16 protein-coding genes are annotated in these 18,522 nt (G+C 71.8%); 3 read left to right on the forward strand and 13 right to left on the reverse strand.

The genetic code is table 11. The features are described from left to right. Positions 1–119 precede the first annotated feature (119 nt). On the forward strand, positions 120–1,208 hold the full coding sequence (locus ACWIHY_RS07320) for a magnesium and cobalt transport protein CorA (RefSeq protein ID WP_454374643.1): 1,089 nt from the start codon (positions 120–122) through the stop codon (positions 1,206–1,208). Here ACWIHY_RS07320 and ACWIHY_RS07325 read toward each other — a convergent pair. Continuing rightward, positions 1,203–2,855: an amidohydrolase gene (locus tag ACWIHY_RS07325; RefSeq protein ID WP_454374644.1), complete on the reverse strand. Its 1,653-nt coding sequence runs from the start codon at positions 2,853–2,855 to the stop codon at positions 1,203–1,205. The two genes, ACWIHY_RS07320 and ACWIHY_RS07325, sit on opposite strands and share 6 nt — an antisense overlap. A gap of 57 nt (positions 2,856–2,912) precedes the next feature. Further along, on the reverse strand, positions 2,913–4,304 hold the full coding sequence (locus tag ACWIHY_RS07330) for a purine-cytosine permease family protein (protein ID WP_454374645.1): 1,392 nt from the start codon (positions 4,302–4,304) through the stop codon (positions 2,913–2,915). Positions 4,305–4,455: 151 nt separating this feature from the next. Between ACWIHY_RS07330 and ACWIHY_RS07335 the strand changes: the two genes are divergently transcribed. Next, on the forward strand, positions 4,456–5,064 hold the full coding sequence (locus ACWIHY_RS07335) for a TetR/AcrR family transcriptional regulator (protein WP_454374646.1): 609 nt from the start codon (positions 4,456–4,458) through the stop codon (positions 5,062–5,064). Positions 5,065–5,089: 25 nt separating this feature from the next. Here the strand turns inward: ACWIHY_RS07335 and ACWIHY_RS07340 are convergent, their stop codons facing one another. From ACWIHY_RS07340 to ACWIHY_RS07360, 5 genes are all read right to left on the reverse strand, one after another. After that, entirely contained in the window at positions 5,090–5,758 is a 669-nt protein-coding gene (locus ACWIHY_RS07340) for a response regulator (RefSeq protein WP_454374647.1), read from the reverse strand. Beyond that, a complete protein-coding gene (locus tag ACWIHY_RS07345) occupies positions 5,755–7,104 on the reverse strand; it encodes a sensor histidine kinase (RefSeq protein ID WP_454374779.1) in 1,350 nt (449 codons plus the stop codon). Before ACWIHY_RS07345 ends, ACWIHY_RS07340 begins: the two co-directional genes overlap by 4 nt. Before the next feature lie 25 nt (positions 7,105–7,129). Further along, on the reverse strand, positions 7,130–8,299 hold the full coding sequence (locus ACWIHY_RS07350) for an acyltransferase family protein (RefSeq protein WP_454374648.1): 1,170 nt from the start codon (positions 8,297–8,299) through the stop codon (positions 7,130–7,132). Beyond that, positions 8,292–9,260 carry an alpha/beta hydrolase gene (locus ACWIHY_RS07355; RefSeq protein WP_454374649.1) on the reverse strand — a complete coding sequence of 323 codons (969 nt, stop codon included), beginning with the start codon at positions 9,258–9,260 and terminating at the stop codon, positions 8,292–8,294. Before ACWIHY_RS07355 ends, ACWIHY_RS07350 begins: the two co-directional genes overlap by 8 nt. Positions 9,261–9,399: 139 nt before the next feature. Next, positions 9,400–10,947 carry an MFS transporter gene (locus tag ACWIHY_RS07360; RefSeq protein WP_454374650.1) on the reverse strand — a complete coding sequence of 516 codons (1,548 nt, stop codon included), beginning with the start codon at positions 10,945–10,947 and terminating at the stop codon, positions 9,400–9,402. A gap of 425 nt (positions 10,948–11,372) precedes the next feature. Between ACWIHY_RS07360 and ACWIHY_RS07365 the strand changes: the two genes are divergently transcribed. Further along, on the forward strand, positions 11,373–12,398 hold the full coding sequence (locus ACWIHY_RS07365; protein WP_454374651.1) for a 7-epi-alpha-eudesmol synthase: 1,026 nt from the start codon (positions 11,373–11,375) through the stop codon (positions 12,396–12,398). A gap of 54 nt (positions 12,399–12,452) precedes the next feature. Here the strand turns inward: ACWIHY_RS07365 and ACWIHY_RS07370 are convergent, their stop codons facing one another. The 6 genes from ACWIHY_RS07370 to ACWIHY_RS07395 form a co-directional block, all read right to left on the reverse strand. Then, a complete protein-coding gene (locus tag ACWIHY_RS07370; protein ID WP_454374652.1) occupies positions 12,453–13,742 on the reverse strand; it encodes a cytochrome P450 in 1,290 nt (429 codons plus the stop codon). Beyond that, positions 13,739–14,359 (reverse strand): GTP-binding protein, encoded by a 621-nt coding sequence (locus ACWIHY_RS07375; RefSeq protein ID WP_454374653.1) that lies wholly within the window; start codon positions 14,357–14,359, stop codon positions 13,739–13,741. The genes ACWIHY_RS07370 and ACWIHY_RS07375 overlap by 4 nt, the downstream gene beginning before the upstream one ends. Next, positions 14,340–14,708: a DUF742 domain-containing protein gene (locus ACWIHY_RS07380; protein ID WP_454374654.1), complete on the reverse strand. Its 369-nt coding sequence runs from the start codon at positions 14,706–14,708 to the stop codon at positions 14,340–14,342. The genes ACWIHY_RS07375 and ACWIHY_RS07380 overlap by 20 nt, the downstream gene beginning before the upstream one ends. Continuing rightward, positions 14,705–15,115, reverse strand: coding sequence for a roadblock/LC7 domain-containing protein (locus tag ACWIHY_RS07385; protein ID WP_454374655.1), 411 nt, complete (start codon positions 15,113–15,115; stop codon positions 14,705–14,707). The genes ACWIHY_RS07380 and ACWIHY_RS07385 overlap by 4 nt, the downstream gene beginning before the upstream one ends. Positions 15,116–15,119: 4 nt before the next feature. Continuing rightward, positions 15,120–16,697: a sensor histidine kinase gene (locus ACWIHY_RS07390; protein WP_454374656.1), complete on the reverse strand. Its 1,578-nt coding sequence runs from the start codon at positions 16,695–16,697 to the stop codon at positions 15,120–15,122. A 298-nt stretch (positions 16,698–16,995) separates the two neighbouring features. Further along, complete coding sequence (locus ACWIHY_RS07395; protein WP_454374657.1) at positions 16,996–18,462, reverse strand: APC family permease; 1,467 nt, start codon at positions 18,460–18,462, stop codon at positions 16,996–16,998. Between the last annotated feature and the right edge of the window lie 60 nt (positions 18,463–18,522).

The following is an 18,522-nucleotide window of genomic DNA, read 5'->3' on the forward strand; positions in this document are numbered from 1 at the left end:
CCTGTGCTGCGACTCATGCTCTGGAGTGTACGGCCCCGGGGGCCGCCCGGAGCACCCCCTGTGAGGGGAGCCGGAGCCCCGGTGGCACACTGGCCGCCGATTCGCCGAAGGAGCACCCCATGCCGTTGATCCGCACTCTCAGCCGGGCGGTTCGCCGCGCCTACCGCCCGAACGTGGATCTCAGCCACCCCACCCGGTCCCCGCTGGGCAGTGCGGTCGTCAACTGCGTGGTGTACGAGGACGGCACCCGGCGGCCGGGCGACTGCCCGGCCGAGGAGGCGCTGGCGCGGGTCCGCAAGGTCGGCCAGGGCTTCGTCTGGATCGGCCTGCACGAGCCGTCCGAGGAGGAATTCGCCGGTCTCGCCGAGCTGTTCGGGCTCCACCCGCTGGCCGTGGAGGACGCCGTACAGGCGCATCAGCGGCCGAAGGTGGAGCGGTACGACGACGTGCTGTTCGCCGTCTTCAAGACCGTCCATTACGTGGAGCACGCCGAGCTCACCGCCACCAGCGAGATCGTGGACACCGGCGACCTGATGGTCTTCACGGGCCCCGATTTCGTCATCACCGTCCGGCACGGCGGGCGTGGCTCGCTGGGCCCTCTGCGCGAGGTCCTGGAGTCGTCGCCCGAGCGGCTGGCGATGGGCCCGGCCGCCGTGCTGCACGCCGTCGCCGACCACGTCGTCGACGACTACCTCGTGGTGGCCGAGGCCGTGCAGAACGACATCGACGCGGTCGAGACCGCCGTGTTCAGTGAGCCGGCCGGCCGCGGCGACGCCGGCCGGATCTACCAGCTCAAGCGTGAACTCCTCGAACTGAAGCGGGCGGTGGCGCCGCTGGCCCGTCCGCTGAATCTGCTCGCCACCGAGTCCATGCCGACGGTCGGCCCGGAGATCCGGACGTACTTCCGCGACGTCGCCGGCCACCTGACGAGGACGGCCGAGCAGATAGCCGCCTTCGAGGGTCTGCTCGACTCGATCCTGCAGGCCCATCTGGCACAGGTGACGATCACGCAGAACGAGGACATGCGCAAGATCACCTCGTGGGCGGCGATCGTCGCCGTACCGACCATGATCTGCGGCGTCTACGGCATGAACTTCGACCACATGCCCGAGCTGCGCTGGACGTACGGCTACCCTCTCGCCCTCGCCGTCATGGCCTTCGCCTGCTTCGCCATCCACCGGGCGTTCCGCCGCAACGGCTGGCTATGAGGCCCTGACCACGATCTCACCGCCCACGACGACGGTCTCCGCCACAGTGCCCGGGATGTCCTCGGGCGCGGCCTCGAGGATGTCGCGGGAGAGGACGACGAAGTCGGCGAGCTTGCCGACGGTCAGCGAACCCCGTTCGTGTTCCAGGAAGTTGGCGTACGCCGAGCCCATCGTGTAGCCGTGCACGGCGGTCGCCACGTCGACCGTCTCGCCGGGCATCCACGGCGCGCCGCCGCCGAGCGGACGCCGGGTCACAGCCGTGTAGATGCCCACCATCGGGTCCATCTCGGCGACATTCCAGTCGCTGGAGAAGGCGAGCACCGCACCGGCCTCGTGCAGGCTGCGCATCGGCCACGCCTTGTGCCAACGGTCCTCGCCGACGTTCTCGGCCCAGTCCTTGCCGGGGCCGGCGATCTCCGGGGCGCTGTGGCGCGGCTGCATGCAGGCGACCACGCCCAGCTCCTTGAAGCGCGGGGTGTCCTCGGGGTCGAGGCACTCGACGTGCACGACCTGGTGGCGGGCGTCGCGGGGGCCGTTCGCGCGGCGGGCCCGCTCGACGGCGTCGAGGACGGTACGGATGCCCCGGTCGCCGGTGGCGTGGACGAAGCACTGGAAGCCGCGCGCGTCCAGCCGGGTCAGCAGCTCGGCGAACTCCTCGGGCGGGTAGAACGTGTCGCCCCGGTGGTGGCCGCAGCCGGTGTAGGGCTCGAGCAGGGCGGCGGTACGGGGCTCGACGACGTCGTCGATGTAGAGCTTGAGCGGGCCGACGTTCAGCCGGTCGTCGTCGAAGGAGCGGGCGGCCGCGGCGAAGGCGTCGAGGTCGGCCCCGGTGGTGCCGCGCGGGTGGAAGAGGGCAGCGACGATCCGGGAGCGGAGCCGGCCCTCGGCGCGGGCCCGCTCGTACAGGGCGAGGTCGTCGAGGGAGTTCTGCGGCTCGACGACGGTGGTGATGCCGTAGGCGATCGCGTCGTCCAGGCTCCGCGCGAGGCGCCCGTACTGCCGGTCGGGCGACGCCCACGGAACGCCGAGCGCCCGCAGGGCGCGGTGGCCGTCGCGGGAGAGGCCCTTGACGGCGAAGTCCTTGACGAATCCAGTGGGTTCGCCAGTGGCGGGGTCGGTCTCGGCCTCGCCGAAGGGCAGGCTCGTACGGCCCTTGATGATCTGGAGGCGGCGCATCGCCGCCGTGTTGAGCCAGGCGGTGTGCACGTCGTAGCTGAGGACGAAGGCGGGGGTGTCGCCGGTGACCGGGTCGAGGTCCTCGGCGCGCGGCATGCGGCCGTCCGGGATCGCCGAGTAGTCGAAGGCCTCGGCCTCGATCCACTCCGCGTCCGGGTGGGCGGTGTGCCAGGCACGGATGCGCTCGTGGATGCCGTCGAGCGTGCGGACACCGGCGAGCTGGACGCAGGCGTCGTCGGAACCGAGCCTGACGTGGTTGTGGGCGTCGACGAAGCCGGGCAGCACGAGCCGGCCGCCCGCGTCGAGGACCTCGGTGTCCGGTCCGGTCCACCGCGCCGCGTCGGAGCCGGCTCCGAGCCAGGCGATCCGCCCGTCGCGCACGGCGAGCGCCTGCGCCTCCGGCAGCCGGGCGTCGACGGTGTGGATGCGGGCGTTGACGAGGACGAGCTCGGCCGGGGTGGTGCGGGTCATGAGAGGTGACTCCTGGGAGGGGTACGGACGGAAGGTACGGCCGCTTCGGCGGATGATTCAGCGGGCGGGACGGACGGGCGTGCGCGCGGCCAGCGCCCAATACATGAGCGCGGAGACGACCGAGCCGAGGAGGGTGAGGTCGGCGCCGCCGAGAGGGGCGACCAGGGGGCCGGTCCACAGTGCGGAGTCGCAGGTGAGGCCGGCGAAGACGATGCCGGTGAGGAGGGCGGCCATGCCCGCCGGGTGGAAGCCCGCCCGGTACCCGTACGCGCCGCCGGCTCCGGCGTGCAGGGCGTCGGCGTCGTAACGGCAGCGGCGCAGCACCATATCGGTGAGGAAGACGCCGCTCCACGGGGCGAACACGATGATCAGGAGGGAAAGGAAGGACAGCAGCGACTCGGTGAAGTCGGCGAAGAAGAGCGCCCAGAGCGAGCCGACGGCGGTGACGGCGGCGCTGATGAGGATGGCCCTCGACCGGCTCCAGGGGATGCCGAGGACCTGGAGGTTCAGACTGGAGGAGTAGAGCGTGATGATCGAGTTGGTGACGGAGCCGAGGAGTACGAGGGCCAGGAACACCGGCTGGAACCAGCCGGGCAGGAGCTTCTCCGTGCCGGCCACCGCGTCGGTCATGTCGGTCTGGGTCGCGGCGGCGACACCGGCGACACCGAGCGCGACCGAGGAGAGGAACCCGCCGAGCGCTCCGCACCAGGTGATGGAGCGCAGCGAGGTGGTCCTGGGGAGGTAGCGGGTGTAGTCGGCGGGCATCGGCACGTACGAGAAGGGGCCGGACAGCATCACGACGAAGGCGAGGGACCAGCCGGCCGCGCCCGGCCCGGTCGCGGGCGCGGTGGTGTCGGCGCCGGGCAGGACGAAGACGAGCAGCGCCCCGAAGCCCGCGGCCAGGGCGTACGCCATCCAGCGCTCGGCGAACTGCACGGTGGCGTGACCCCACATCGCGACCGCGAAGGTCAGGGTGATGGTGACCAGGAGCGCGAGGGCGCGGGCGGTGTCGCCTCCCTGCCAGCCGATCTCGGCGAAGAAGACCTCGAGGGCGAGGGTGCCGACGACCGTGTTGACGATGGTGTAGCCGATACTGACGACCCAGTTGAGCACTCCGGCGGGCCAGTTGCCGCGCGTGCCGAAGGCGGCGCGGGAGATCACCAGGGTGGCCGTTCCGGTACGGATGCCGCTGAGGCCGGCGGCGCTGATGACGAAGAAGGTCAGGCCGCCGACGACCACGACGGCGGTCGCCTGCCAGAAGGACAGGCCGAAGGCGACCGCGAGCGCCCCGTTGATGACGTAGGTGAAGGTCAGGTTCGAGCCGAACCAGAGCCAGAAGAGGTCCTTCGCGCTGCCGTGCCGCTCTTCCTCCGGGATGCGGTCGATGCCGTGGGTCTCGACCCGGAACACCTCGTCGCTCTGCCGCTGCTCCGCCATGTGCATCGCCATGCCACTCCCACCAGACCTTGAATGCCGTTCTAAGAGTTAGAATGGCATTCAAGATGCGGTGCCGCTCCCCCACCCGTCAAGACCCCGCAGCAAATCCGCGGCTAAGGTCGTGACATCGGGTACGAATGGTGGAAGCGGTGGAGGGGAAACGGTGGCGGGAGCGGCGCGACGGCGTGACGGGCACATCGCCCAGGAACGGATGCTCGAGGAGGCCATGGCGGTCATCGCCGAGCAGGGCCTCGCCGCACTCACCATGTCCGCGCTCGCCGAGCGGCTGGACACCAGCGGCGGCCACATCCTGTACTACTTCGGCAGCAAGGACCGGCTGCTGCTGGAGGCGCTGCGCTGGAGCGAGACCGACCTCGCCGGGGAGCGCCGGCTCCTGCTGGGCCGCCGGACGACGGCGGAGCGCAAGCTCGACCAGTTCCTGGAGCTGTATCTGCCGCGCGGCCCTCGCGATCCCCGCTGGATGCTGTGGATCGAGCTCTGGGCCCGTACGCCCGCGAACGAGGACCTGCGCCAGGCCCAGGAGGAGATGGACCGGGGCTGGCAGCAGGATCTGGAGGCGCTGCTCGCCAGGGGCGTGGCCCGCTCCCGCTTCGCGCCGATGGACATACCTGCGCACGCCTCACAGCTGCTGGCGCTGCTGGACGGGCTGAGCACGCGGGTCGTACTGGGCCAGCGCGGCAGCGACCGCCGCCGGGCCCTGACGGCGGCGAGATCAGCCGCGAGCCTGCTGATCCCCCGGCCCGGCCGGTAGCTCAGCCCGCGGCTCGTCCGGCAGCTCAGTACCCGGCCGGGCGCACCAGTCCCGTGTCGTACGCGAAGACCGCGGCCTGGGTCCGGTCGCGCAGGCCGAGCTTGACCAGGATCCGGCTCACGTGGGTCTTCACCGTCTGCTCCGCCACCACCAGCCGTCCGGCGATCTCCGCGTTCGACAGGCCCTGCGCGATCAGCGACAGCACCTCGGTCTCGCGTTCCGTCAGGTCACCGACGCGGTCCTTGAGCGGGGCCCGGGGGGCGTCGGTCAGCCGGGAGAACTCGGCTATCAGCCGCTTGGTGATGGTGGGTGCCAGCAGGGCGTCGCCGGCCGCCACCACCCGTACCGCCTGGGCGAGTTCGGCGGCGGAGGCGTCCTTGAGCAGGAACCCGGAGGCGCCGGCGCGCAGCGCCTCGTACACGTACTCGTCGAGGTCGAAGGTGGTCAGGACCAGGACCTTGACGGTGGCGCCGGGCGGTTCGGTGATGCGACGGGTCGCGTCGATGCCGCCCAGGCCGGGCATCCGGATGTCCATCAGGACGACGTCCGGGGTGAGTTCGGCAACCTTCGCGACGGCGTCGAGGCCGTCCACGGCCTGGCCGACGACCTCGATGCCGGGTTCGGCGTTGAGCAGCACCGTGAAGCCCTGCCGGACCATCATCTGGTCGTCGGCTATCAGCACGCGGATGGTCATGGACTGCCCTCCAGGGGAAGCGTCGCCAGTACTTCGTAACCGCCGCCGGGTACCGGCCCGTTGGCGAACTCACCGCCCAGCATGGCGGTGCGTTCACGCATGCCGAGCAGGCCGTGGCCGGCACCCCGCGGGGGCTCGGCCGGCCCGTCCTGCGCGGAGTTGGTGATCCGGACGGTGAGAGAGGCCGCGTGGTACCCGATCTCCACCCGCGCCCGCGCCCCGGGCGCGTGCCGCATCACGTTGCTGAGGGCCTCCTGCACGATGCGGAACGCCGAGAGCTCGACGCCGGGCGGCAGCGCCCGCGCCTCTCCGGTGATCCGGGTGGCGACCGTGAGCCCCGCGCCGCGCACATTGGCCACCAGTTCGTCCAGCCGGTCGAGCGTGGGCTGCGGGGCGTGCCGGACGGCCTGCGACAGGGCGTCCTCGGAACGCAGTACGCCCAGCACCCGGCGCAGTTCGGTGAGCGCGCCGACGGCGTTCTCCCGTATGCCCGCGAGGTTCTCCCGCAGCTCGTCGGACGGGTTTTCGACCAGGTGCGGGGCGACCTGGGCCTGGATGGAGATGACCGACATGTGGTGGGCGACGACGTCGTGCAGCTCGCGCGCGATCCGGTTTCGCTCCTCCAGGAGCGTGCGCCGGGCCCGTTCCCCGGCGGTCATCTCTTCCTGTACGACCAGCTCCGTGCGGGCCACCTGGCGACCGCGCAGCGCGCCGCCGACCACCACCGCGGCGGTGAGAATCCCGGCGGCGCGGCCGACGCCGGTGAAGGGGCCGGGGGAAATGAGCGTGCTGCAGACCAGACCCGCCAGGAGGCTGATCGTCAGGGCCTCGACCGCGACGCGGGGGCGGACCCGCAACGCCAGCATGAACAGGACGCCGGCCTGCGCGGCGATCCCGGAGCCGGTCCAGGGGAACATCGGGTCCCAGTGGAACTGCGAGCCCGGGAGCCCAGCGGCGGCCGCCGGAGGGCCGGTCCAGGGGAGAGACTCGTCCCGGGCGAACTGCGAGCCCGAGAGCCACGCGACGACGACCATGGCGATCGTCACCACCCACCACGCCGGAAGCGGCCGGAACGCCGCGACGACGAGCGCCACCGACTGGGCCCCGCCGAGCCACAGCGCGTACCTGGTGCCCAGTCCGTGGCCCCAGTCGGAGGCGAGATCGTTCACGTTGACCACGGCGAGGAGTGCCGCGCCGAGGAACAACAGCAGCACGAAGGCCGGCTGCCACATCAACCAGCCGGGACGTCCGCTGCGCGGCAGCGGGGCGGCGGCGCCCGTCCACAGGTCCTCGCGCAGGTTGCGCGGCACGGCCCGCACCGCCCGCACCAGCCGCCACTCCCCCATACTCTCCCCCTTCACAAGATCCACCCTAGGCACGCCGCACCGCCGCGTCGCGGGCGGGACGGCTCTCGCGGACGACCCGGCTGATCTTTCGCGGCCTCAGCCGGCCGTGTTCGTACGCATGGAACGCGGACCAGCACACCCCCAACGCCACCACGAACACGGGCAGCCAGGCCAGCCGGGCGAACACCCAGCCCGCGCCGTCGGGCACGGTGTGCAGGCCTTGCAGGGGCCCGCCTGCGAGTAGTCCCACGGCGGTGACGGCCATCATCGCGGTCTGGTGCCAGAGGAAGACGGTCATCGCGGAGAGGTTGACCAGCGCCACCGCCGCCCAGGCGGCGGGCCGCGCGAGCGCCCGGCGCAGCGGGCCGAGCAGCAGCAGCGCCGCTCCGCACTGGGCGAGACCGAAGGTGACGGCGGCGAGGGTGGGCGGGTTGAGGTTGGAGACACCGGCGCCCGGCACCCCGACCATGGACGCCGGGTAGCCAGCGAAGAGGACCAGGAGAGCGGTGGCGACCGTTCCCCCGCCGAGCAGCACCCAGCCGGCCGTACCGCCGCGCAGGTCGCCCCGGGCCCACGCGGCTCCCAGGCAGTACGGGACCAGCCAACCGGCCGCCACGTTGATCCAGCCGGGCCAGCCGGGCCCGTCGAGACCGAACCGGACCAGGTCGACGTGGAGTACGACGGCGAGCGGCCACAGCGGATGCAGCTTCGCCACCAGTGGGGTCGCCGCCGTCAGCGCGGCGAAGACCAGCAGGAACCAGAGCGGCGACAGCACCAGCTTCAGCAGCGCGCGTACGGTCTCCAGGCCCGTCCCGGACACACACAGCGCGCCCGCGGCCACGGCCCACACCACCAGCACGGCGGCGACCGGCCGGCTCAGCCGGGCCGTCCGGGCGCCGAGCCACTGCCCGTACGTCGCGCCCCGGGCGCGGTCGGCGGCGTAACTCTGCGCACCCACCAGCCCGCCCACCAGGAAGAAGACCGCCAGGGTCTGGAACATCCAGGAAACGGGAGCGAGTTGGGGCATGTACAACAGCGGGCTGGCGGCGCGCACCGTGCCGCTGTCGGAGACCAGGGCTGTCACCAGCCAGTGGCCGAGCACCACACCGAGGATGGCGAGGGCGCGAAGCGCGTCGACGGCACGGTCACGGCCGGGCGGAGTCGCCGAGTCGATCCGACGGACGAGCTCACGCATGACGGTCCTCCTGGGAAGGGGCCCCGCCCGAGACGATCCGGGCGATGTTCTCCAGGGACAAGGAGCCCGGCTTCAGGTAGTCGCTGTGACCGCCGTCGCCCGCCGCGAAGAGCCGGGCGCCGAACTCCCGCGACACCGGGTCGCACCCCAGCCCCAGGGTCACGAAGGGGAGTTGGAGCTGAGTCTTCGGCACACCGGAAATCCAGTCGGCGGTTCCCCGGCCGGCCCAGACGGTGGCCCGGGTGCGCAACGCGGCCGCGTCGGCGGCGCCGGTGCCGGGGCTGCCGTACAGGACGATGTCGGCGACTTCGAGGCCGGAGGCGGCCCGGCCGCAGACCACGGAGCCGTAGGAGTGGCAGAGGAGGGAGGTACGGGCGGCGGGCCTGGCCGCGCGCAGTTCCGCCACGAACCGGCGCAGGGCAGGGGCGGCGTCGTCCGCGCGGCCGGGCGTCAGCACCTCCGGACTCACCGTGCCCGGGGTCCTGTACCCGAGCCAGGCCACGACGGCGGACCGGCCGCCCAGTTGTCGCTGGAGCGCCGTCGCGCCGGCCCGCAGGCGGCCGTACCGGTCGAGGCTGGTGTCCGAGCCCGGAACGAGCACGGCGATCCTCCGGGCCTTGGACAGGTCGCCGAAGACCTCGGCGGTGCGGCCGCCGTCGCGGCCGTCGAAGGAGAGGAACCGGCGCGCCGGGTCCGCCATGGCGCGCAGGGCGGCTGCCCGCCGGTGATCACCGTGACCGGCAGCCGTCCGTCCGGCGGCTAGAACTGCGTCCCGCGTGGCGGCGTACCGCTCGGCGAGGGCAGCGGGGGTCGCGGTCCCGAGCGGGACCACGGCGGCCGGCGCGGGAGCCGGGACGGCCGACGGGCGGGCGGCGGCCGACACCGGCACGGCCACCGAGGCGATGACGAGCACGGCGAGCAGGGTGCGGCGCGGGCGGCTGCTGCGGGGGCGGGACGCCATGGAGGGTGGTCCTTCCGTACCGGATCTCTTGCGTGCTTCCGGTACGGAAGTTACGGATCGCGCCTCGTGGTCGGCGTCCCGCCGGGGAGGGCACCCTGCGCGTAGCTCTCAAGTACTACGGGTACGGCCTGCGGTGCCGTCAGTGCGCGTTCTCGGTCGGGCGCAGATCCTTGGGGATCTTCGCCCAGGTGAGCGCGGCCGCCGCGAGCGGGAGTACAGCGGCGAGCAGGAAGGTCGGCGTCATGCCCGCGGTGAAGGCCGTGGAGACCTTGTCCAGCAGTGCGGCCCCGGACGGGCCGCCGATGTGGCCGGCCACGTGCGCGGCCTCGCCCACGGAGTCGCGGACGGCCGCCGTCGTCGCACCGTCCAGGCCGAGTGCGGGCAACTGGGCCCGGTACAGGGCAGATGCCATACTGCCCAGGATCGCGACGCCCATGGCCGCGCCGAGTTCGTAGCACGTCTCCTCGATGGCGGCGGCGCCGCTGACGTCGCGCGCCGGGGCCGAGGCCATGAGGGTCACCGAGGCGACTGTGGTGGCGATGCCCACTCCACAGCCGAGTACGGCCAGCGCGAAGGCGATCGACGGGTAGCCGAGGTGGCCGGTCCGCTGGAACACCCAGGGCAGCGCGAGACCCGCGGTCATCACCAGCAGCCCGCCGCCGAGCACGTGGCGGATCGGGAGCCGGTGCATCAGGGCAGGGGTCACCAGGGAGGTGACGACGAGTCCGAGCGGCGCGGGGAGCAGCCGGATGCCGGCCTCCAGCGGCGTGTAGCCCTGGCCGTACTGGAACCGCTGGGTGATCAGGAACAGCGCCGAACCGAGCGCGATCATCCCGAGGAAGATCGCGGCGGCGGCGATGCTGAACGACCGGTTCGCGAACAGGCGTACCCGCAGCAGCGGCTGCGGAAGCCTCAGCTGGCGGCGTACGAACACGGTCAGCGCGACCGCGGCCAGAATCAGCAGCGCCCAGGCGACGGGGTCGGCCGGGCCGCCCTTGCCGAGCTGCTTGATGCCGCCCGCGAGGGCGAGCATGCCGACGACCGACTGTCCGACGCCCCACCAGTCCCAGCGCCCCTCCCGCGGCTGACGCGATTCGGGCAGCAGCCACAGGCCGAACGCGATGACGGCCAGCGCGACCGGCACGTTGAGCAGGAACGCGGACTGCCAGCCGTTCTTCTCGACGAGCAGTCCGCCCACCACCGGGCCGAGCGCCATGCCGCCTCCGAAGACGGCGGCCCAGACGGCGTAGGCGAAGGCACGCTCGCGGGCGTCGGTGAAGACGTCCCGCAGGATCGACAGGGTCGAGGGCATGATCGCCGCGCCGCCGACACCGAGCAGCGCGCGGGCGGCGATGACCTGCCACGGCGCGGTCGCGAACACGGCGATCAGCGAGGCGAGCGAGAAGACGCCGAAGCCCATGAGCAGCATGCGCTTGCGGCCCCAGCGGTCGCCGAGCGCGCCCGCGGTGACCAGCACGCCGGACAGCGCGAGCGCGTACACGTCGATGATCCACAACTGCTGCACGGAGCTGGGCTGGAGATCGGCGACGAGGGAAGGGAAGGCGACGTTGAGGATCGTGGTGTCCATCGCGATCAGCAGGAGGCTGCCGGAGAGGATCGTGAGGACGGCCCAGCGCCGGGGATCGAGCTGAGCCCGGGTGTCTTGCCGGGCGGGAGCGGGGTGCATTGGGTTCCTGTTCGGGTCATTCGGGTCGGGCCGGAGGGCACCTGGTGACACCTTGCGGTCTCGCATGAGACATCAGTGTCTCAAATAAGACTGCAATGCGCACGCCCCTATCGCCAGCGCGTCCTTATGCCCCATTTCTATTGATTTACGTCGCCGCCGCGCCCCGTAGCCCCCATAGCGCGTCGAGCAGGCCGCGCACGGCGGGCCGGCCCGGCGACACCTCCCTGACCGCCGAGAGAACGGCCCTCACCGGCTCCGGATTGCGAACCCGGCGCACCGGCGGTCCGGTGCGGATGCGGATCGATCTTGTCGGCATAGATCGTTTGCGCGCGGGGCAGGCTGGTAGCGCAATTCAACTAATGAGCATGACAAATCAGCCGCTCGCAGGCCGGGGGACCCGCGCGCCCGCAACAAGGAGCACCCGAGTGCCGCAGGACGTCCGGTTCGACCTCCCCTTCACCACCCCGGTAAGCGCGCACCTGGAGTACGCGAGGGAACAACATCTGCGGTGGGTCCGGGACATGGGACTCGTGAGGAGCCGGGCCGGCTTCGAGGAGTACGAGTCCTGGGACCTGCCGCAGGCCGCGATACGCACCTACCCGCACGCGTCGGCCCAGGACATGGTCGTCCTGATGAACTGGTTCTCGCTGGCCTTCCTCTTCGACGACCAGTTCGACGCGGCGAGTCCCGACCGCGCCGACCGAATAACCGAGGTGGCCAGGGAACTCATCGTCACTCCCCTGCGCCCCGCCGGAACACGACCACGCGTCGTCTGCCCGATCACGCTCGCCTGGGCCCAGGTCTGGGAACAGCTCTCCGACGGCATGTCCCTGACCTGGTGCACGCGCTTCGCCGCCTCCTGGGGGCGCTTCCTCGCCGCGCACGCCGAGGAGGTCGACCTGGCCGCCCGCGGCACCCTGCTGGGCGTCGGGCCCTACACCGCCTTCCGCAGGCGCACGGTGGGCATCCACCACAGCATCGACGCGGGTGAGCGCAGCCGCCGGTTCGAAGTCCCCGCACAGGCACAGGCACACCCGGTCATGGAGGCGTTGCGGGACGCCGCGGCGGACACCATCGGCTTCATGAACGACATCCACTCCTTCGAGCGCGAGAAGCGCCGGGGCGACGGCCACAACCTGATCACCGTGCTGCACCGCGAGTGCGGCTACTCCTGGGAGAAGGCCGCCACGGAGGCGTTCCGGATGACCAGCCGGAGACTCGACGAGTACGTGGGGCTGGAGGCGCGGGTGCCCGGCATGTGCGACGAGCTCCGCCTCACGGACGACGAACGCGACCGGGTATGGATGGGCGTGGAAGCCATCCGGCACTGGATCAGCGGCAACTACGAATGGGCGCTGACCACGGGCCGTTACGCCGCAGCCAAGGAAGGACCCGCGGCCGCCGCCGAGCTGGAGGGCCGCGGCTCCCTGGACGACCTGCTCACGGTCTGACGCGCAGCTGCCGGCCGAACCCCGCCCCTCGGGTCCGGCCGGTCCGCGGAGCGGTCAGGCCCCGGCGCCCTGCGGTGCGAACTCGACGGGGATGTGGTCCAGCCGGGACTCCCACGTCGAGGCGGTGGAGGTCAGCTCCTCGGCCGGGGCGGCCAGCCGCAGCCCGGGCAGCCGGTGCAGCAGTACGTCGACGGCCGTCTCGATGATGGCCTGCCCGATGTTCTGGCCCGGGCACTCGTGCGGGCCGCTGCTGAACGCGAGATGCGCCTGGTTCCCCTGGATGGACACGCCCGCGTCGGGCCGGATCTCCGGGTCCAGGTTCCCGGCCGTCAGGCCGAGTACGAGCAGGTCACCGGCCCTGATGCGCTGGCCGCCGAGCTCCAGGTCGGCCGTCGCGAACCGCCCCGGGCACACGGCCAGCGGCGGGGTGTTCCACATGACTTCCTCCACCACCGCCGAGATGTTCAGCTGTCCGCTCACCAGGCCGGACAGGTGGGAGCGATGGGTGAGGACCAGTTGCAGGACCCGGGCCAGGAGGTTGCTGGTCGTGATGTGCGCGGTGATCAGCACCAGGCGCAGGTGGCTGAGGATCTCCTCGTCATCCAGTCCTGCCCGGTGCTCGAGCAGCCCGGTGGTGAAGTCGGATCCCGGCTCGTCGCGCTTGCGCTCGGCGAGTTCCGCGAGGACCTGCATGATGACGTCGTTGTGGTGGAGGGCGTCCTCGCCGCCCTTGATGACCTGCGCGCAGGACGTGGCCAGTCGCCGGCCCTCCCCCTCCGCGAGGCCGAAGAGCCGCGTCAGTACGAGCATCGGCAGGTACTCGGCGTACTCCGCCACCAGATCGGCCCGCCCCGCGCCGGCGAACGCGTCGATCTGCTTGTTCGCGAAGTGCGTGACGTGACGGCGGATGCCACGCCCGGCCAGGGCTTGCAGATTGTCGGTGACCGCCCCGCGCAGCCGGCGGTGCGGCTCCCCGTCCTGGGAGACGCAGTCGGGACGCCAGCCCACCATCTGGATGAGGGGCGAGGTGGGCTCGATCCGGCCTTCCTCCCAGTCACGCCAGATCCGTGAGTCACGGCTGAACTGGCGCGGGTTGTCCAGCACGCGCCGGTTCTCCCGGTAGCCGAGCACGAGCCACGCGGGCACGTCGCCTTCGAGCAGTACGGGCGCCACCGCGCCGTACTGCTCACGCAGCCCGGCGTAGATGCCGAGGGGGTCGGTGGACGCCTCGGGCCCGTAGAGCCGCGTGATCCCGCCGGATGCGGCGGAGCGTACGGGGCAGCCGGCCGGCGGGTTCTCCGGCGGTGTGCCGGCGTACGGACCGGGTGAGGACGGGGAGTTCATCGGGGCTCCAGAGCGGCGGCAGAGCGTTCCTTGAGATGACGTATCAGCGCGATGAGCACGTCACGACTCGATCCCCGGTCGCGCGCGTCGCACGCGACGACCGGTGTGCGGTCGGAGATGTCCAGGGCGTCCCTGATCTCCGCGATGGGATGGTCCTTGGAGTCGGGGAAGACGTTGAGGGCGATGACGAAGGGGACATCGAGCCGCTCCATCTCCTCGATGGCGCGGAAGCTGGACTCCAGCCGGCGGGTGTCCACCAGGACGACCGCGCCGAGTGCTCCCTTGAACAGGCCGTTCCACAGGAACCAGAAGCGTTCCTGGCCGGGCGTGCCGAAGAGGTAGAGCACGAGCTGCTCACTGAGGCCGATCCGGCCGAAATCGAGGCTGACCGTGGTCTTCTCCTTGTCCGCCACGCCGACGAGGTCGTCGACGCCGACGGTGGCCTGGGTGAGGGTCTCCTCGGTGGTGAGCGGCTTGATGTCGCTCACCGAGCGCACCATGGTGGTTTTGCCGGTGCCGAAGCCGCCTGCGATCATCACTTTGACCGAACGGCTTTCGGCAGGCAGTGATCCGGACGACTGGGGCCAGTCCGGGCGGTCAAAGCCTTTGTAGTCCACTGAGTACCTCCTCGAGGAGCGCGAAGTCCGGCCCGTGGCCGGCGGAAGCCGGGATGGGGTCACGGGCTTCCACCCGGCCTGCTTCCAGCAGGTCGGCCACCAGCACCGCGAGAATGTTGAAGGGCAGTCCGAGATGGGCGCCGAGTTCGGCGACCGACAGCGGATCGCGGCACCACCGGACGATCTGCTCGTGCTCGTGCTGCATGCCCGCCACGGGTGCGGAGCAGGACACGATGAGGGTCGCCACGTCCAGGCCGAGGGCGGCCCCGCCCGGTCCGCTGCGACCGCCGGTGAGGACGTAGTAGCGCTCGAGACCGGACGGGTCCGTGGGCCGGTGAGGATCACTCATTCAGAGTGCTCCTCCAGCCGCGGTGTGGTTCCGAGGAGTTCGCCCATCCTCCGGGCGAGGTCCCTCATCTGATGGCCGAGCAGGCCCTGGTCGAGGCCCTCCTTGGCGAGGACTCCGAGGTACGTCTCCACCCCCGCCCGCACCACGAAGAGGTGCCCGCCGTCCACTTCGATCATCGCCAGGCGCAACTGCCCGCTGTACTTGGGGAACTGCGCGGCGACGGGCTGCGCGAGCGCCTGGAGGCCCGCGACGACGGCGGCGAAGCGGTCGACGTCGTCGGGGTCGTCGGCGCCGTAGGAGGTGATGGCCTTGCCGTCGCTGGACGCCACGAGGGCGAAGCGGATTTCCTGGATGCTCTCCGTCAGGTCGCGGAGCGCCCAGCTCACGTCGGTGTGCTGCTGCGTCATGGGCCTAGTCGCTCTCTTCGGTACGGGGCTTCTCTTCGGTGTCACGTCCGGCTGTGGTGGCGAACGCGGCCAGGCCGGAGAAGGACGAATCCGGCGGCACGGCCGCGGCGTCGGTGACGGCCGGGGAGACGGCCGCGGGCGCCGCTGTCCTCTCCGGTTCGCCGCGCCGGCTCCTGCGCCGGGGCAGGCCGCCCGGGGTCGTTTCGCTGCCGCCGCCGGGGCCGGTGCCGGCAGCGGGGCGGGGTCCGTCGGACGGTGCCGCCGGAGCGAGGGCGCGCTCGCCGCCCGGCGCCGGTATCGCGACCGATCCGGTCGGGCTGTCGGCCAACGGGCTTGCGGGCAGGGGGCTGAAGTACTTGTGGGGAACGATCACGACCACGGAGGTGCCGAGCCAGGGCGAGTCCGCGAAGGTCACCCGGATCCCGTACTTGCGGGTGAGCTTCCCCACCACACGCAGGCCCAGGTTCGCGTCCTCCGACAGACCGCCCAGACCGGGGCCGGCCGCGATGCCTTCCAGTGACTCCAGGGCCTGGCGCTTCTTCTCCTCGTTCAGTCCCTTTCCGGCGTCCTGGATCTCGATACCGACGCCGTTGGGCACCTCCTTGCCGGACACGACCACCGGCTCGGTGGGCGGGGAGTACCGCGTCGCGTTGTCCAGGAGGTGGGCGAAGACGAGCGTGAGGTGGTCCACAAGACCGCCGTCCAGGCCCAGTTCGGGGAGGTGACGCACCTGTACGCGGTCGAAGTCCTTGATGCGTCCGACACCGCCGCGGACCACGCTGAGCAGACGCTGCGGCTCCTGCCACTGGCGCCCGGGGCGGTCGGAGCCGCCGAGGACGCCGATGCTCGCGGCCAGACAGTCGGCGGGGCCGATCTCCTGGTCGAGGTCCATGAGGCCCTGGGCGACTGCCGGCAGGCGGCCGTGTTCGCCCTGCATCTCGTGGAGCCTGCCGCGCAGCTTGCTGGTGAGGACGTGGATGCGGCTGCCGATGCTGATGACGGCCTGTTCCGCCGAGGTACTCCGGTTGAACTCCTCCTCGACGGCGATCAGCGCGGTCCGCAGGACCTTGCGCATTTCACGCCTGAACTCCGGTGACACGTCCGGGTCCTGGGCGAGGGGCGCGAGTACGTCGTCGATCGATTCGCCGTCGCGCAGCCGCTTCAGGGCGTCGGGGAGGAACTCGTCCCCGAGGCGGGCGACGAGCGCCCGCTGGTACTCGAGCCGCGACTGCCAGGCCCGGGTCTCGTCGGCGAGCCGCGCCTCCTGGGCGGAGCGCTCGGCGGCCCGCTGCCCCTCCAGGGTGACCATGTGCTGCTGCCACTCCTGGGAGTGCTGCGCCTGCCTGGCCAGGAAGTCGGCGGCGGAGTGGCGCAGCCTCAGCTGGGACCGGATCAGGAGCCGGACACACACGGCGGTCGCGGCGGTCGCCGCAAGCCCCGCCATGCCGCCGGGTATTCGGGCGTCATCGGGTGCTGCGGCCACGGCGACGACGGAGGCGACGCCTAATCCGAGCGGCAGCAGCCACCAGATGTGCCAGGCGGCCGGGGCCCGGGCCGCCTGCGGCGTAGTGGCAAGTTCCATCTGCATCCTCAAACCAACGCGATCGAACGGGGGAAGGTAAGGGGCGCCCTCGTCGCGCGGCTGGTGCCTGGTGTGGCGGCACTCGCCGGACCACGGGGATGGTCCGCCTCGCGACAGGCGCGGCTGCGCAGCAGGCACAACATGGTCAAGGTCAGGTCAACTGGCAGCGCTGCAAGGGAGCTTAGCCGGTCCACGACAGAAGTGATCAACCGCCTTCCGCAACGGTGGATGCCTCGCGGATCACGGGCGCGCACGACGGGCAGTACGGGCGGCGTGGGGTCCGGGGCCGGGCCGTGGGTCAGACGCGCTCGGGGTCCGCGCTGGTCGGCGGCGCGTACGGTGCCGGGTCGCGGCGGCGCGTCCGTCGGGCGGTCAGGACGCCTGCGGTGAACAGCGCCGGCAGCGGTGCGAGCAGCGCCGTGTTCACACCATGCGAGGCTCCGGTCAGCAGGCCGAAGTTCGCGCAGGCCAGGACGGTCAGCGCGGCGAGGCCGGCGCAGGCCAGGAGCGGCGCGGCGGTCACGCGCCAGGCGGGCATGGCGCGGCGGTCCCGGCGGAAGAAGCCGTATACGGCGAGGGCGGCCAGCGCCTGCACGAGCATCACGCCGAGGATGCCGGAGCCGCTGGCCCACAGGAAGGTGACGGTGTACGGGTCCACTCCGCCGATCACGGTCGCGAAGACCACCACGAATGCGACGGCCGACTGGACGGCGACCGCCACGGCGGGCGACCTCGTGCGCGCGCTCACCGTGCCCAGGCGGCGCGGCAGGAGGCCCTCGCGGCCGAGGGCGTAGAGGTAGCGGGCGGCGCCGTTGTGGAAGGCGAGGGTGGCGGCGAAGGCGCTGGTGGCGACGAGGACGTGCATGGCGTCGGCGGCCCAGGCACCGGCATACCGTCCGGCGGCGTTGAGCACCATGCCGGCGCCGTCCTCGCCCCGGGCCACCGCCTGGGCCCGGTCGGCGCCGTAGGCGTTGATGACCATCCAGACGGTGAAGGTGTAGAAGAGCGCGAGGAAGCCGACGGCGAAGCAGGTGGCGCGCGGCACCGTCCGTTCCGGGCGCCGGGCCTCCTCTGCGTAGACGGCCGTCGCCTCGAACCCGACGAAAGCGCCGATGGCGAGCACGAACACACCGCCGACGCCGGTCCCGCCCAGCTGCGCGGGCGAGAACGCGCCGAGGTCGAGACCTCGCGGTCCGCCGCCGTGCGCCAGGACTCCGGCCTCGAACGCGAGCAGCACCAGCACTTCGAGTACGAGTGCCGCGCCGAGCACCTTGGCGCTGAGCGTGACTCTCAGGTAGCCGAGTAGGCCGATCGCGAAGAGCCCCGCGACCGCCCAGGCCCACCAGGCGACGCGCAGGCCCGTCAGGTCCCGGAGGCCCGACTCGGCGAACCATCCGAAGGCGGCGAGCAGGCCCACCTCGATCGCGTTGTAGGAGAAGACGGCGACGTACGCCGAGCCCGCCCCCACTGGACGGCCGAGTCCGCGCCGGATGTACGCGTAGAAGGCACCGGCGTCGCGTACGTACCGGCTCATGGCGGTGAAACCCGCGGCGAACACCACGAGGAGCAGGCCCGAGACGAGGTAGCAGAGCGGCGCCGCCCGTCCCGCCATGCCGATGGCGAGCGGAGCCACACCCGCCGTCACGGTCAGCGGAGCGGCGGCGGCCACGACGAAGAAGACCAGGTCGCCCGTCCCTACGGCACCGTCGTGCAGGGCGCCGCAAGGATCCGGGGAGCGGGGAGGTGCGGGGAGCGGTGCGGGCACGCCGCACACTCTGGCAGGAGCGGGCGACGACTGGCGCGGCTTGAACGAGTGCGGCATAGA

This window comes from Streptomyces sp. NPDC055287, from assembly GCF_053646035.1.